The 16306-nt window shown below is 32.4% G+C and carries 14 protein-coding genes; 13 read left to right on the forward strand and 1 reads right to left on the reverse strand.

Annotated elements, in window-relative coordinates; translation table 11 throughout:
- Positions 1-79 precede the first annotated feature (79 nt).
- The 7 genes from ACJQQZ_RS00975 (at position 80) to ltaS (ending at position 6881) form a co-directional block, all read left to right on the forward strand.
- Complete coding sequence (locus ACJQQZ_RS00975; RefSeq protein ID WP_124228502.1) at positions 80-673, forward strand: anthranilate synthase component II; 594 nt, start codon at positions 80-82, stop codon at positions 671-673.
- Entirely contained in the window at positions 657-1805 is a 1149-nt protein-coding gene (pabB, locus tag ACJQQZ_RS00980) for an aminodeoxychorismate synthase component I (protein WP_124228501.1), read from the forward strand. The genes ACJQQZ_RS00975 and pabB overlap by 17 nt, the downstream gene beginning before the upstream one ends.
- Positions 1805-2413, forward strand: coding sequence for an aminotransferase class IV (locus ACJQQZ_RS00985; RefSeq protein WP_002450957.1), 609 nt, complete (start codon positions 1805-1807; stop codon positions 2411-2413). Before pabB ends, ACJQQZ_RS00985 begins: the two co-directional genes overlap by 1 nt.
- A gap of 45 nt (positions 2414-2458) precedes the next feature.
- Positions 2459-2665, forward strand: coding sequence for a hypothetical protein (locus tag ACJQQZ_RS00990; protein ID WP_002450956.1), 207 nt, complete (start codon positions 2459-2461; stop codon positions 2663-2665).
- Between the two features lie 19 nt (positions 2666-2684).
- Entirely contained in the window at positions 2685-3392 is a 708-nt protein-coding gene (locus tag ACJQQZ_RS00995; RefSeq protein WP_002450955.1) for a 5-oxoprolinase subunit B family protein, read from the forward strand.
- Complete coding sequence (locus tag ACJQQZ_RS01000; protein WP_002450954.1) at positions 3380-4384, forward strand: 5-oxoprolinase subunit C family protein; 1005 nt, start codon at positions 3380-3382, stop codon at positions 4382-4384. The genes ACJQQZ_RS00995 and ACJQQZ_RS01000 overlap by 13 nt, the downstream gene beginning before the upstream one ends.
- A 556-nt stretch (positions 4385-4940) precedes the next feature.
- Positions 4941-6881, forward strand: coding sequence for a polyglycerol-phosphate lipoteichoic acid synthase LtaS (gene ltaS / locus ACJQQZ_RS01005; protein ID WP_002450953.1), 1941 nt, complete (start codon positions 4941-4943; stop codon positions 6879-6881).
- Between the two features lie 183 nt (positions 6882-7064).
- Here the strand turns inward: ltaS and ACJQQZ_RS01010 are convergent, their stop codons facing one another.
- Positions 7065-7880 (reverse strand): ZIP family metal transporter, encoded by an 816-nt coding sequence (locus ACJQQZ_RS01010; protein WP_107532204.1) that lies wholly within the window; start codon positions 7878-7880, stop codon positions 7065-7067.
- Positions 7881-7982: 102 nt separating this feature from the next.
- Here ACJQQZ_RS01010 and ACJQQZ_RS01015 point away from each other — a divergent pair, with 102 nt between their 5' ends.
- The 6 genes from ACJQQZ_RS01015 to ACJQQZ_RS01040 all read left to right on the forward strand — a co-directional run bounded on the left by ACJQQZ_RS01015 (position 7983) and on the right by ACJQQZ_RS01040 (position 16236).
- Positions 7983-9872 carry an ABC-F family ATP-binding cassette domain-containing protein gene (locus ACJQQZ_RS01015; RefSeq protein WP_185291352.1) on the forward strand — a complete coding sequence of 630 codons (1890 nt, stop codon included), beginning with the start codon at positions 7983-7985 and terminating at the stop codon, positions 9870-9872.
- Positions 9873-9882: 10 nt separating this feature from the next.
- On the forward strand, positions 9883-11664 hold the full coding sequence (gene recQ, locus ACJQQZ_RS01020) for a DNA helicase RecQ (protein ID WP_107532206.1): 1782 nt from the start codon (positions 9883-9885) through the stop codon (positions 11662-11664).
- Between the two features lie 226 nt (positions 11665-11890).
- Entirely contained in the window at positions 11891-12856 is a 966-nt protein-coding gene (locus ACJQQZ_RS01025; protein ID WP_075778944.1) for an ABC transporter ATP-binding protein, read from the forward strand.
- Positions 12849-14363 (forward strand): ABC transporter permease/substrate-binding protein, encoded by a 1515-nt coding sequence (locus ACJQQZ_RS01030; RefSeq protein ID WP_075778903.1) that lies wholly within the window; start codon positions 12849-12851, stop codon positions 14361-14363. Before ACJQQZ_RS01025 ends, ACJQQZ_RS01030 begins: the two co-directional genes overlap by 8 nt.
- Before the next feature lie 193 nt (positions 14364-14556).
- Positions 14557-15612, forward strand: coding sequence for a histidinol-phosphate transaminase (gene hisC, locus ACJQQZ_RS01035; RefSeq protein ID WP_002450947.1), 1056 nt, complete (start codon positions 14557-14559; stop codon positions 15610-15612).
- An 87-nt stretch (positions 15613-15699) separates the two neighbouring features.
- Positions 15700-16236 carry a 5' nucleotidase, NT5C type gene (locus ACJQQZ_RS01040; protein WP_075778904.1) on the forward strand — a complete coding sequence of 179 codons (537 nt, stop codon included), beginning with the start codon at positions 15700-15702 and terminating at the stop codon, positions 16234-16236.
- The last annotated feature ends 70 nt before the right edge of the window (positions 16237-16306 follow it).

Consider the following 16306-nt stretch of genomic DNA (forward strand, 5'->3'; position numbering starts at 1 on the left):
TGTAAAATCAAGTGAATTTTTGTGATAATAGTGTTAAAGACGTATAGAAGAACTAATATTAATGTAATGGAGCGTAATCATGATAGTAGTGATAGATAATAATGATTCATTTACTTATAATTTAATTAATTATTTTAAAATGGCTACCCAAGAGACGGTTAACGTCGTTGATGTAGAGGATATTAATATAGAAGAATTAAAAGAATTGAAGCCCAAAGCTATCGTTATATCACCGGGTCCTGGGAGACCTAGTGATTATCCTATTTTATTTAAGGTGATGGATGACTTTTATCAGCGCATACCTATTTTGGGGGTCTGTTTAGGATTTCAAATGATTTACCAATATTTTGGAGGAACAATTATACATAGAGATAGACCTATACATGGTCATACGACATTATTAAGACATAACGGCGAAGGTGTATTCAAAGGATTACCAGATAGCTTCAGTGTTATGCTCTATCATTCTTTGAAGGCAGATGAAAGTTGTGTTCCTAATGAATTGAAGGTTACAGCTGAAGGAGAAGATGATGTCATTATGGGATTACAGCACGATAAATATCCTATTTACGGATTGCAGTATCACTCAGAATCCATTTTAAGCGAACAAGGCCAAAACCAGATTCAAAACTTTATCGACATTGTAGGTGAAAATAGTGACTATCAAATTTAACTATCGCTATTACTTAGACGACAATCAATTCGAAACCTATCATCTTGAATTAGATCAATTGATTGAAAAAAAGGTAGCTAAACATATGGATGAAGTGGGGCATGTGATACGTTTTGCAGAATTACAACAACAACAAGGTCGTTATGTCGCGTTATATGTAACATATGAAGCGGCTCGTTATTTCAACCCACAAATGACCGTGTGCCATTTAGAAGAAGATGGTGTCTTAGCAATTGCATATAGCTTTAAAGGTGCTAATCATATTAATGAATCTAAGAAATTGAATAATGCATCATATCAACCGAAACATCAATTTAAATTTATAGAATCAAATCAACAAATGAAAGAAAAAATACAAAGCATTCAACATGCAATTGTCGAAGGAGATACTTATCAAGTGAACTATACTACACGTTTGACTGATGACATCTACTTACCGATTCATCAGTTATATCGACAATTAACTACTGAGGCAAATGGTAATTACACAGCCTTATTAGATACAGATGAGATCAAAGTTGCATCTATTTCTCCTGAATTATTTTTTCAGAAAGGAATCTTTAATGGTGAAGAGAACGTGTTAGTTAGTAAACCTATGAAAGGTACCATGCCGAGAGGTGAAACCAATAAAGAAGATCAACAAAACTACCATCAACTACAACAGTCTAAGAAAGATAAAGCTGAAAATGTAATGATTGTAGATTTATTGAGAAATGACATTTCTAGAATAGCAAAGACAGGGAGTATTATTGTTTATAAATTATTCTTTATCGAAACGTATCATACGGTACACCAAATGACGAGTATGGTAACAGGAAAATTATCGTCAGATGTGACCCTTGAAATGATCTTGAATGCTATATTTCCGTGTGGTTCTATTACTGGTGCACCTAAAATAAATACTATGAAGTTAATTCATTCTTTAGAACAAGTTCCAAGACACATATATTGTGGAACAATTGGATTATTACTTCCTAACGATAAAATGATATTTAATATACCTATACGTACGATTGAATATCGACATCAACAAGCAATTTATGGTGTTGGTGCTGGGATTACGATTAACTCTAATCCAGATGATGAAGTCAAAGAATTTTATGATAAGACAAGGATACTGGAGAGATTATAATGTACTTATTTGAAACAATGAAATTAGAGAATGGTCATATTGCACGACTTACTTTTCACAAACAGAGAATGAGTCAATCTAGCAACAAATTGAATATAGCTTTTAATGAGCTAGATTGGGACCGTCTTATTCAATCGATCCAAGCTGAATATTCTGAAGGTAGCTATCGTTTGAAAGTGATGTTACAAGAAGAAGGGAATTTCGATTATTTAGTGGCGCCCCTAACATCTAAATCACATTTCACTGCGTCTTTAGTACGTGAACATGCCAATACGTCGCATCTAATGAAAATTAATAAAACCTCAAATAGAGAACATGTATCTTATGATTTAAACACTGATTTAGCACTCATATTTGATGAAAATGGCAAAATTTTAGAATTTAATATTGGTAATGTCATGTTCAAAGAAAACGATCATTATTTTACACCTCATTATAATGAAGATTTTCTATTAGGATGTATGCGACAATCCTTGATTGATGAAGGTTGTTTGCAAGAAAGAGACTATTATGTCGATGAATTAATAGAGAAATTGAAGACAAAGAAAGTGGAGGTATTTTTACTAAATAGTTTGCGAGAGGTTGCCGATGTTACAATTTACCTATAAAATTAACATGGAAGAAATGCGAAATATTAACAGACGGAGTAGATAATGACACTAATATGGATAGGATTATTAATTGTTGTAGCAGTTGTAAATAAAGTCATCGTTAATCGATTATTACAAAAGAGAGCTCAAATATTCGCACGTATCGTTGCAACAGCTACTACCATATGTGCCATTATATTAGTATATTTATTGATTAAATCACTTATGCCTTTTGTAATAGAGCGTATGGACGTATTTTATCATCATTAAAGACTTTTGAGGTGAAGGTATGAAAATATATAGTCAAGGCGACCAAGCCATCGTAATATCAATAGAGAAAAAGGTATCAAAAGATCTTACTGAAGATTTATTAGCCTTGAGATCATATTTGAATAAAAAAAATTATTCGTTCATTACAGAAATTGTACCTACTGAATCGGATATGATGATTATTTATGATGCACGAGACATGATTAAACATCATCATATACAATCCCCATTCTTATATATGAAAGCGCTCATTGAATCGATTAAGTTGGAAATAAAACATGAAAATAAAGCACAAGCGCCATTTCAAATTCCTATTGTATATGGAGATGAATATGGGCCAGACTTGGCATCATTATTAAAACATTTAAAAATTGATGAATCACAATTTAAAGCACTTCATACAGGAAGTGACTACTTTGTATCAATGATGGGATATTCCCCAGGATTTCCATATTTAACAGGAATGAATAAAAAATTATTTGTGAATCATACAAGTAAAGAAAAGAAATTTATTCCGGCAGGTTCAGTCGTCATTGAAGGCAAGAAATGTGGTATCGTTACTACTGACACTTATAATGACTGGTTGGTAATTGGGTATACACCAACACAACTTTTCTTTCCAAACAAAGATGATTTTTCACTCTTAAAATTGGGCGATAATGTACAATTTATTGCTAAAGATAAAAACGAATTGGATTTAGGAGACTTTAAAACATGTCAATCATAATAGAAAATAGCGGTTTGTTTAGTAGTTTTCATGATTTTGGGAGACACGGATATGAACATAATGGTGTGATACCATGTGGTGCACTCGATAGTTTGTCACATGAAATTGCCAATCGATTAGTAGCTAATGATAAAAATGAAGCAACACTTGAAATGACACATAAAATGCCAACGATTCGTTTTACAGAACCTACACTCATCGCATTAGCAGGTGGTAACTTTAAAGCCGAGACACAAACAATGAAGGTATTTCCATATAAGTTATATTTAATGGAAAAAGATGATGTTTTGAAGTTTAAAGAAACGAGTAGAACATCACGTGTCTATTTAGCTATCGGTGGTGGTTTTAAGTTAGATGAATGGTTAGGTTCTACATCCACAGATTTCAACGTGAAATTGGGTGGCTTTGAGGGTCGACAATTACAAAATGGTGATGAAATTGAAATGAAACGCTTATATAGTGAGCGACATCACAAACTGTTTGAAAATTTAGCTGAGTCCCGACAAACTGATTGGGGTGTAGATGGCTATGCGTTATCATTTAATTATATGTCAGACGTATTTCATGTCATTAAAAATAAAGGTTCAGAAGATTTTAAAGAAAATGCATTACAACGTTTTACATCACGTAACTATAAAGTAACTAGTAAAGCTAATAGAATGGGCATGATTTTAGAAGGTGAGAAAGTAAAAGCATATTATGAAGATATGCCTGCACATCAATCCGTTAAACGCGGTACAATCCAAGTTAAAAGAGATGGCACACCCATTATTCTATTAAATGATCACTATACATTAGGAAGTTATCCTCAGATAGGAACGATTGCAAGTTATCATTTAACTAAACTAGCTCAGAAACCAACGGGATCAAAATTAAAATTCCAATTTATAGATATTGAAACAGCGGAGAAAAATCTCGTTAAATACAGTAATTGGTTAAATCAATTATTCCATGGCATTGAATATCGTATGCAGTTAGAAATGTTGAAATAGGTACGATTAATGTAAAGTGGAAGCTCGTTCTTAAGACGGATGGCTTAATAAAAACAAATCTATATAATATATAGGTACATTATAAAAAGTATAATTTTAAACCATAGTTTATATGTTGAAAAGTGTGTTTTTACTTGATATTTAAGGTTGCTTCCTTTATATTAATATATTGAACTATGTATTTTGTTACAATATGATTACATTCATCATATTTTCTTAATAAAAAATTAACATCAACAATACATTAGCTAGTTATTGAATCAATCTACTAGCTATTTTTAACGTCAAAATGAAATGTTTAGTGAATTTTAAAAATTATATATTGTGTTAAATCATGTAGACCAACATTGGTATGGGTTAAAATAAAAGTGGAAATAACTCGTTTTAATTCGACGCAATAAAGTAAGCAATGCGTTTATATATTAAACGTAATTATCATGTTAGAGGATAAAAGTTTACTGGCGTTGTTTTAAGATAATTACCATTGCCTAATTACGTTTAATTCGTTATTGATAAGGTTCTTGTGGTTTATTAACAATAAACGGAGGAAACAAACATGAGTTCTCACAAAAAGAAGATAAGTCTTTTTGCGTTTTTCCTGATGACCGTATTTACGATCACGCTGAAGACATATTTTTCCTATTATGTTGATTTTTCTTTAGGTGTTAAAGGATTAGTACAAAACTTAATATTACTGATGAATCCATACAGTTTAATCGCACTCGTACTAAGTGTGTTCTTATTCTTCAAAGGTAAAAAGGCTTTCTGGTTCATTTTTGTCGGAGGATTCCTATTAACATTTTTACTGTATGCTAACGTTGTATACTTTAGATTCTTCTCTGATTTTTTAACGTTTAGTACTTTAAATCAAGCAGGGAATGTAGAATCAATGGGTGGCGCATTAGGTGCTTCATTTAAATGGTACGACTTTGTGTACTTTATCGATACGATTATCTACCTGTTTATTCTAATCTTTAAACGTCAGTGGTTAAGTACAAAAGCATTTAGTAAGAAATTTGTTCCAGTTGTTATGGCTGTATCAGTTGCATTATTCTTCTTAAACTTAGCTTTTGCTGAAACTGACCGTCCAGAGTTATTAACTCGTACATTCGACCACAAATACTTAGTTAAATATTTAGGACCATTTAACTTTACAGTATATGATGGTGTGAAAACGATTGAAAACAATCAACAAAAAGCGCTGGCATCAGAAGATGATTTAACTAAAGTGCTTAATTATACAAAACAAAAACGTACTGAGCCTAACCCAGAATATTATGGGGCGGCTAAGAAAAAAAATATTATTAAAATACATTTAGAGAGTTTCCAAACTTTCTTAATTAACAAGAAGGTTAATGGTAAGGAAGTAACACCGTTCTTGAACAAACTTTCAAGTGGTAAAGAAGATTACACTTACTTCCCAAACTTCTTCCATCAAACAGGTCAAGGTAAGACATCAGATGCCGAATTAACGATGGATAATAGTATTTATGGATTACCTCAAGGTTCTGCATATTCGTTAAAAGGTGATAACACATATCAATCACTACCTGCGATTTTAGATCAAAAGCAAGGTTATACTTCAAACGTTATGCATGGTGACTATAAAACGTTCTGGAACAGAGACCAAATTTATAAACATTTTGGTATAGATAGTTTCTATGATGCAACGTATTATGATATGTCAGATGAGAACGTGGAGAACTTAGGATTAAAAGATAAAATATTCTTTAAAGATTCAGCTAATTATCAAGCTAAAATGAAGAAACCATTTTATTCACATTTAATTACATTAACTAACCATTATCCGTTCACGTTAGATGAGAAAGATGCATCAATTGATAAACCAAATACAGGTGACTCTACAGTTGACGGATATATTCAAACAGCACATTATTTAGACCAAGCTCTTGAAGAATATGTTACAGATCTTAAGAAAAAAGGTTTATATGATGATTCTGTTATCATGATTTATGGTGACCACTATGGTATCTCTGAAAACCATAACAATGCGATGGAAAAATTATTAGGTGAAAAGATTACACCAGCGAAATTTACTGATTTAAATCGTACTGGTTTCTGGATTAAAGTTCCAGGTAAATCAGGTGGAATAAATAAAGAATACGCTGGACAAATGGATGTTATGCCAACAATATTACATTTAGTTGGTATTGATACTAAAAACTATATTATGTTTGGTACTGATTTATTCTCTAAACAACATAATGATGTCGTACCATTTAGAAATGGTGACTTTATCACTAAAGACTACAAATATGTTAATGGTAAGTTATATTCTAATAAAGATAATGAATTACTAACTAAAAAACCAAAAGACTTCGAGAAGAATCAAAAACAAGTTGAAAAAGATTTAGAAATGAATGATAGTTTATTAAATGGTGACTTATTCAGATTCTATAAAAATCCTGATTTCAAAAAAGTAGATCCATCGAAGTATGAATATAAACCAGGACCAAAAGGTAACGAAAAAAAATAATTCAATAAAACCGAATTGAGCGCTTGCTCAATTCGGTTTTTTATTATTGAAATATAAAGTAATGCATAAAAAAAGGATGGGGTTTCTATTGAACTCCCACGCCTCGTAATCGTTCTATCTGCCTTCGTTTTCAAACTTTAATTTTAGGAATAATATGGAAATTGCATATTTCAAAATGTATGATTAACCTAATGCAACGTCTAATACCATCATAATGGCAAAACCAAGCATTAAGCTTAGTGTAGCTAAATCTGTATTATTACCTGATTGAGAATCTGGAATCAGTTCTTCTACTACTACAAATATCATTGCACCTGCAGCAAAAGCAAGTGCGTAAGGTAACATTGGCGTAATAACGAGTACTGCACCAGCACCAATCATAGCAAATATAGGTTCTACAATGGCTGAAGCTTGTCCATAGTTGAAAGCTTTCCAACTAGAAGCACCTGCTGCTTTAATTGGCATAGATAAAGCTGCACCCTCAGGAATATTTTGAATACCTATACCAATCGCTAAACCAATTGCCCCTAAGAATGTGGCAGTGCCATTGCCTGATACTACGCCACCAAAGGCAACACCAATTGATAAACCTTCTGGTATATTATGCAATGTAATCGCAAGAACAAGTAATGCATTTTTACTTAGAGATGTATCAATACCTTCTTGTTGTTGATTTTCATCTTTCGCATTACGGTGTATATGCGGTATAACAAAATCTAGTCCGCGAATAAAGAATCCGCCAAATAAGAAACCAATTGCAGCTGGTAACCAAGGCATTGCTGAGTCTTTGCTAAATTCTATTGAGGGTTGTAACAGAGACCAGAAACTTGCGGCAATCATAATTCCTGCAGCAAATCCTTGCATCGAGTTCAACACTTTATCATTAACAGATTTAAAAATAAAGACAGAAGCTGCACCAAGTGCTGTTAATAACCATGTAATGATTCCTGCAATTAAAGCTTGGAAATGAGGAGGCAAATTTTCGAAGAATTCTGCCATAACTAGGTCTCCTTGTATCATTTAAGCTTAAAAAGGTGTATAATATATAGAACTGATTTAAGCTTAACAAAATTATATAGAAAATTCGATAGTAAAAGGAAGATAAGCATGGAAGCATATAAAATTGAACATTTAAATAAATCCTATGCAGATAAAGTGATATTCGATGACTTAAATTTATCTATCTCTGAACATGAAAAGATTGGTCTTGTAGGGATTAATGGTACAGGTAAGAGTACATTGCTGAAGGTCATAGGTAATATAGATGAAGACTTCACAGCAGATATCACACATCCAAATAATTATCGAATACGATATTCATCGCAAAAGCATGATCTTGATGGAGATATGACAGTGTTTGAGGCAGTACTAAGTTCTGATACACCCACATTAAAGGTGATTAAAGATTATGAACAAGCTGTGAGTCAATACGCCATCAATCAAAGCGACAAGCAATTTCAAATTATGATGGAAGCCCAAGAAATGATGGATCGTAAAGAGGCATGGGATTATAATGCTGAAATCAAGACCATACTTTCTAAATTAGGCATTAATGATACAAATAAACTAGTGAAGGCATTATCAGGTGGTCAACAAAAGCGTGTTGTTTTAGCGAAGACATTAATAGAACAACCAGATTTATTATTGTTAGACGAGCCGACAAACCATTTAGATTTTGAATCGATAAACTGGTTAATTAATTACGTAAAACAATATCCATACACTGTTTTATTTGTAACACACGACCGTTACTTTTTAAACGAAGTGTCTTCGAGAATTATTGAATTAGATAGAGGTAAGTTGAAAACATATCCTGGTAATTATGAAGACTACATAGCTATGCGTGCTGAAAATGAACAAATTGAACAGAAACAGCAACAAAAGCAAAAAGCACTATATAAGCAAGAGTTAGCTTGGATGAGAGCTGGCGCAAAAGCTAGAACGACTAAACAACAGGCACGTATTAATCGCTTTAGCGATTTAGAATCTGAAGTTAAACAACAAACGAAGCAAGATAAAGCTCAGTTGAATTTAGCTCACTCAAGACTTGGTAAACAAGTTTATGAATTAGATCATTTATCAAAAACAATCAATGACAAAGTACTATTTGAAGATATTACTGAGATCATACAAAGTGGTCAAAAAATTGGTATAGTAGGTCCGAATGGAGCAGGTAAAACAACATTATTAAATATATTGGCATCTGAGGATCAATCATTTGAAGGTCAATTAAAAGTAGGACAGACCGTTAAAGTGGCTTATTTCAAACAAACTGAAGAAACATTAGATAGAGATATTAGAGTGATTGATTATCTTCGCGAAGAAAGCGAAGTTGCTATGGAAAAAGATGGCACTTCCGTATCTGTAACACAACTGCTTGAGCGTTTTCTATTTCCAAGTTCAACTCATGGTAAGAAAGTATACAAATTATCTGGCGGTGAACAAAAACGACTATATCTCTTACGTTTATTAGTACATAAACCGAATGTATTATTATTAGACGAACCCACAAATGATTTAGATTCCGAAACACTAACTATTTTAGAAGATTATATCGATGAATTTGGCGGTTCAGTAATTACTGTTAGCCATGATAGATATTTTCTTAATAAAGTGGCACAAGAGTATTGGTATATTCATGATGGAAAAATGGAAAAAATCATCGGATCATTTGAAGATTATGAAGCCTATAAAAAAGCTCAGGATAAACAATTGGCTCTGAATAAGCAAGAAGCCAATCAAACCAAACATAAGCCACAAACTCGAAAAAAATCGGGACTATCATATAAAGAAAAGCTTGAATATGAAGCACTTCTTGAACGTATTGATCAAACAGAAACAAGGTTAGTTGAAATTGACGAAGAAATGGTAGAAGCTAGTGCAGATTATGCAAAAATCAAAGCACTGAATGAAGAAAAGGAAGAACTTGAAGCAACATATGATACTGACATCACAAGATGGAGTGAACTCGAAGAATTAAAAGAACAATAAGGGGAATTTAATCATGCAAGAAACTTTATCGCATTATTTTGGCTACGATACGTTTCGTCCAGGTCAGGAAGAAATTATTTCAAAAATTATAGACCATCGAAATGTATTAGGTGTGTTACCTACAGGTGGCGGTAAATCGATATGTTATCAAGTACCTGGATTAATGTTAGGTGGAACGACAATAGTTATTAGTCCATTAATATCTTTAATGAAAGACCAAGTAGACCAATTGAAAGCAATGGGGATTAATGCTGCTTATATAAATAGCAGTTTAACTCAGAAACAACAAAAAGAGATTGAGCAAGATTTAATTAGTGGTCATATTCAGTTCTTATATGTAGCACCTGAACGTTTTGAAAATCAATATTTTTTAAGCCAATTAAGAAAAGTAAATATACGATTAGTTGCATTTGATGAAGCACATTGTATTTCAAAATGGGGACATGATTTCAGACCAAGTTATCAAAATGTGATTCAAAAGGTTTTCACACTTCCACAAGATTTTGCAATTGTGGCATTAACAGCAACAGCAACAGCAGAAGTACAACAAGATATTATGGCCAAGTTAAATATTGACGCCAACGATGAAGTGAAGACCAGTACGAAGCGTCGAAATTTAATATTTAAAGTTAATCCAACATATCAACGTCAAAAATTTGTCGTAGACTATGTCACAGAACATAATGAAGAAGCGGGTATCATATATTGCTCGACACGTAAACAAGTTGAAGAGCTACAAGAGGTACTCGAAAGTCATAAGGTTAAATGTACTATTTATCATGCAGGCTTAACCAATAAAGAAAGAGAAGCTGCTCAAAACGATTTTCTATACGACCGTGTGAATGTCGTTATTGCGACGAATGCCTTCGGTATGGGAATAGATAAATCCAATGTCAGATTTGTTATACACTATAATATGCCGGGTGATTTAGAATCATATTATCAAGAAGCTGGACGTGCAGGTCGTGATGGTCTGAAAAGTGAGTGTATCTTATTATTCAGTGAACGTGATAGAGGACTTCACGAATATTTTATATCAGTATCTCAAGCAGATGATGATTATAAAGAGAAGATGGGCGAAAAGCTAACTAAAATGCTCCAATATACCAAAACAAAGAAGTGTCTTGAAGCAACGATTGTGCATTATTTTGAACCAAATGAAAAATTAGAAGAATGTAAACAATGTAGTAATTGTATTCAAGAGAATAAAACTTATGATATGACGAGAGAAGCTAAGATGATTATTAGCTGTGTCGCAAGAATGAGACAACAAGAAAGTTATAGCGTGATTATTCAAGTGTTACGCGGTGAAACAACAGATTACATTAAATATAATGATTACGATCAATTAACTACTCACGGTATTATGAAATCATATACCACATCTGAATTAAGTCATTTAATTGATGAACTAAGGTTCAAAGGCTTTTTAAATGAAAATGATGAAATACTTATATGTGATAAGTCAGTGAAAAAATTGTTAAATGATGATACAAAAGTATTTACTACGCCATTTAAACAAAAATCAAAAGAAAAAGTATTTATTAATACCGTAGAAGGTGTAGATAGGGCTTTATTTAGCGAATTGGTTAAAGTGAGAAAACAATTAAGTGATAAGTTAGGTATCGCACCAGTAAGTATTTTCTCTGATTACACATTAGAAGAATTTGCTAAACGAAAACCAGAATCTAAACAGGATATGATCAATATTGATGGTGTGGGGAGTTATAAATTAAAACATTATTGCCCACAATTCCTAGAAAGAATACAGTCATATAAGACAAGTATTTAAATGATAGCCGCATGCAAATAATTAAGAAATATGAACTCGATGTATGTCACATGATGAATGTGCGTTACATCGGGTTTTTTACTTTGAAAATGGTATCCATTTCATCTTTTGAAAGAAGATTATGTATGAAAATAAAAAATCCAAAGATTTAATTTGTGATTAGAATATAAAACAGGGTATAGTAGATGAAAATGTCTATTTGATTAGAGTGAATGAAGGTGAAATTGTGATTGAATTTAAAAATGTGACGAAACGCTATGGCAATCACGTTGCAGTGGATGATGTTAGTTTTAATATCAAAGAAGGAGAGTTTTTCGTATTAATAGGACCTTCAGGTTGTGGGAAAACGACAACGTTAAAAATGATAAATCGATTAATACCATTAAGTGAGGGATATATTTATTTTAAGGATAAACCAATCAGTGACTATCCTGTTTATGAAATGAGATGGGATATTGGGTATGTACTACAACAAATCGCGCTATTTCCTCATATGACGATTAAAGAAAATATAGCACAAGTGCCACAAATGAAGAAATGGAAAGATAAAGATATTGATTTAAGAGTAAATGAATTATTAGAGATGGTTGGACTGGATCCTGAGATATATAAAAATAGATTGCCAGAAGAACTATCTGGAGGACAACGACAACGAGTTGGTGTAGTACGTGCGTTAGCTGCAGACCCACCTGTCATTATTATGGATGAACCATTTAGTGCATTAGACCCAATAAGTAGAGAAAAGCTGCAAGATGATTTGATTGAGTTACAAACAAAGATTCAAAAGACCATTGTATTTGTGACACATGATATTCAAGAAGCGATGAAGTTGGGAGATCGAATTTGCTTATTGAATGAAGGACATGTCGAACAAATTGATACACCTTTAGGTTTTCAGCAACAGCCACAAAGTGATTTTGTGAAACAGTTTATGGGTAGTCATTTGCAACAATCTGAATCTAAAGTGATGCTGAAAGATTTGAATATTGAACGTCAATTGGATGAGGATGCAGCTAAGGAAAATTATCCAGAAATCAGTAATGAACAATATTTAGATGATATTTATCAAACATTCATCAAGCACGATGCTATCGTTATGATTGATGAACCTTCACAGCATAAAACATTAATTAAAAGAGAAGATATATTTAAATATTTGTCAGGCGTAAAGGGGGATAACACCCATGCATGAATTTTGGCAAACGCTAGTAGAACGTAAGGGACAGTTACTCTCAACAATCATAGAACATATACAAATATCATTTATTGCTTTATTAATAGCAACAATCATTGCAGTACCACTCGGTATTTTATTAACTAAAACGAAGAAAACATCTGAAATTGTCATGAATATTGCGGCAATATTGCAAACCATTCCTTCATTAGCATTACTTGGGTTAATGATTCCATTATTTGGTATAGGACGTTTGCCAGCCATCATTGCATTAGTTGTATATGCATTATTGCCAATATTACGTAATACATATACGGGTGTGAAAGAGGTTGATCCATCACTAATAGAAGCGGCAAAGGGTATTGGTATGAAACCAATACGTCGTTTAACAAAAGTAGAATTACCTATAGCTATGCCTGTGATTATGGCAGGTATTAGAACTGCTATGGTGCTCATAATTGGTACTGCAACTTTAGCAGCATTAATTGGTGCAGGAGGCCTTGGAGATTTAATATTATTAGGTATTGATCGTAATGATGCATCATTAATTTTAATTGGTGCGATTCCAGCAGCGTTATTAGCCATATTATTTGATATTATACTAAGATTTATGGAGAAATTATCGTACAAAAAGTTATTAATTGTATTAGGAACAATGATAGTAGTTATTATGATTGCTATTATCGTCCCATTATTTGCCCAAAAAGGTGATAAAATTACACTAGCAGGTAAATTAGGTTCAGAACCATCGGTCATTACAAATATGTATAAAATTTTAATTGAGCAAGATACCGATGATACTGTTGAAGTCAAAGATGGAATGGGTAAGACTGCTTTCTTATTTAATGCACTCAAATCTGACGATATCGATGGTTATTTAGAATTTACAGGTACAGTTTTAGGAGAATTAACAAAAGAAGATTTAAAATCTAAACAAGAACCTAGAGTATATCAACAAGCAAAACAAAGTTTAGAGAAAAAATATAAAATGACAATGTTAAAGCCAATGAAATATAATAATACTTATGCATTAGCAGTTAAACGTGATTTTGCTAAGAAAAACCACATTAAAACCATTGGTGACTTATCTAAAGTAGAAGATAAATTGAAACCAGGTTTTACATTGGAATTTAATGATCGACCAGATGGATTTAAAGCTGTTAAAAAGGCTTATGGTCTAAATATTTCAAATGCCAAAACCATGGAACCTAAACTTCGCTATACTGCAGTTGAAAAAGGAGATATTAATTTAATTGATGCATATTCTACAGATGCAGAATTAAAGCAATATGACATGGTAGTATTAAAGGATGACAAGCATGTATTTCCGCCTTATCAAGGTGCACCAATGTTTAAAGAAAAATTCATCAAAGATCATCCAGAAGTGAAGAAACCACTTAATAAGTTAGCTGGTAAGATTTCAGATGAAGACATGCAAGAAATGAATTATAAAGTGACAGTAAAGAAACAAGACCCTTATCAAGTGGCTAAAGATTATTTAGAAAAAGAAGGTCTATTAAAATAAAATAATTTGATAGACATAGCCTTAATGCGTATGGAATATATTTAATTGTTCCATTCTCATTGAGGCTTTTTTGAATCTTTATATTTTATATATCACATTTGATTGGAAGATGGATTGATTTATGTAATAGTAAGTGTTTATAATTAATATTAAGTTTTTGAAATTTCTGTCAATTTGAGGGGCAACAATTATTATGAAAAAACAACTCGAACAATTATCTGCATATCAACCTGGTTTATCACCTAGAGCACTTAAAGAAGCATATGGAATTGAGGAAGAGTTATATAAATTAGCATCCAATGAGAACTTATATGGTCCTTCTCCTAAAGCTAAAGAAGCAATATCAAACCATTTAGATGAGTTATATTATTATCCTGAAACAGGGTCACCACTACTTAGAGAGGCGATAAGTCAACATTTAGGTGTGGATGCATCTCGAATTTTATTTGGTGCAGGTTTAGATGAAGTCATTTTAATGATTTCAAGAGCAGTATTAACGCCAGGGGACAAAATCGTAACGAGTGAAGCAACATTCGGACAGTATTATCATAATGCTATTGTTGAGTCTGCTCAGGTTATTCAAGTGCCATTAAAGAATGGTGGATTTGATTTAGAAGGTATTTTAAATGAAGTTGATGACAATACTTCTCTAGTGTGGTTATGTAATCCTAATAACCCTACTGGAACATATTTTAATCATGATGACCTTAAAGGATTTTTAGAACGTGTACCAAGCCATGTGCCCGTACTCATTGATGAAGCATACTTTGAATTTGTTACTGCAGACGATTATCCTGATACCTTAAAGTTACAGGAAACATTTGATAATGCATTTTTACTAAGAACTTTTTCAAAAGCATATGGATTAGCAGGATTACGTGTAGGTTATGTGGTTGCCACTAATGAAGCAATTGAAAAATGGAATATCATTAGACCCCCATTCAATGTTACACGATTATCTGAATATGCCGCAGTAGCTGCATTAGAAGATCAAGACTACTTAAAACAGATCACTGCTAAAAATGCAGAGGAACGTGCAAAATTTTATCAAATACCTCAAAGTAAACATTTCTTACCAAGTCAAACTAACTTTGTATTTGTACAAACAGATAAAAGTAAAGCACTTTATGAAGCACTCTTAAAAGTAGGCTGTATTACACGACCATTTCCTACTGGTGTAAGAATTACTGTAGGATTCCCAGAACAAAATGATAAGATGATTGACGTATTACAACAATTTAAATTTTAAAGTAATATATTAGGTGAGTTATATCTTTTGTCTGAATCGTCCTTTTGCTATACTTTAGGAATACATTACATTTGAGGAGTAGATTTAATGTCTCGTAAGAAAATTGCTATAGATATGGATGAAGTACTCGCTGATACACTCGGCGCTATCATTGATGGTGTTAATGAAAGAGCTAATTTAGGAATCACAGTAGAATCACTAAATGGACAAAAATTAAAGCATGTTATTCCAGAACATGACGGATTAGTTACTGAAATACTTAGAGAGCCAGGATTCTTTAGACATTTAAAGGTTATGCCAAACGCACAAGAAGTCGTAGAAAAGTTAAATGAACATTATGATGTTTATATAGCAACAGCTGCAATGGATGTTCCGACATCATTTCATGATAAATATGAATGGTTATTAGAACATTTTCCATTTTTAGATCCACAACATTTTGTTTTTTGTGGTCGTAAAAATATTATTAACGCGGACTATTTAATTGATGATAACCCACGTCAACTTGCTATTTTCGAAGGTGAATCTATTATGTATACTGCAGTTCATAATATGAATCATCATGATTATAAGCGTGTAAATGGTTGGAAAGATGTAGAAGCATTATTTTTAAATGATAAATAAAAATAGGAGCTAGCCCTTATCCAAAGATGATCATATGGATGAGTGGCCAAGCTCCTATTTTTTGCGAGTT

This window comes from Staphylococcus sp. KUGN1, assembly GCF_045984185.1.
Classification (GTDB): Bacteria; Bacillota; Bacilli; order Staphylococcales; family Staphylococcaceae; genus Staphylococcus; species Staphylococcus warneri_A.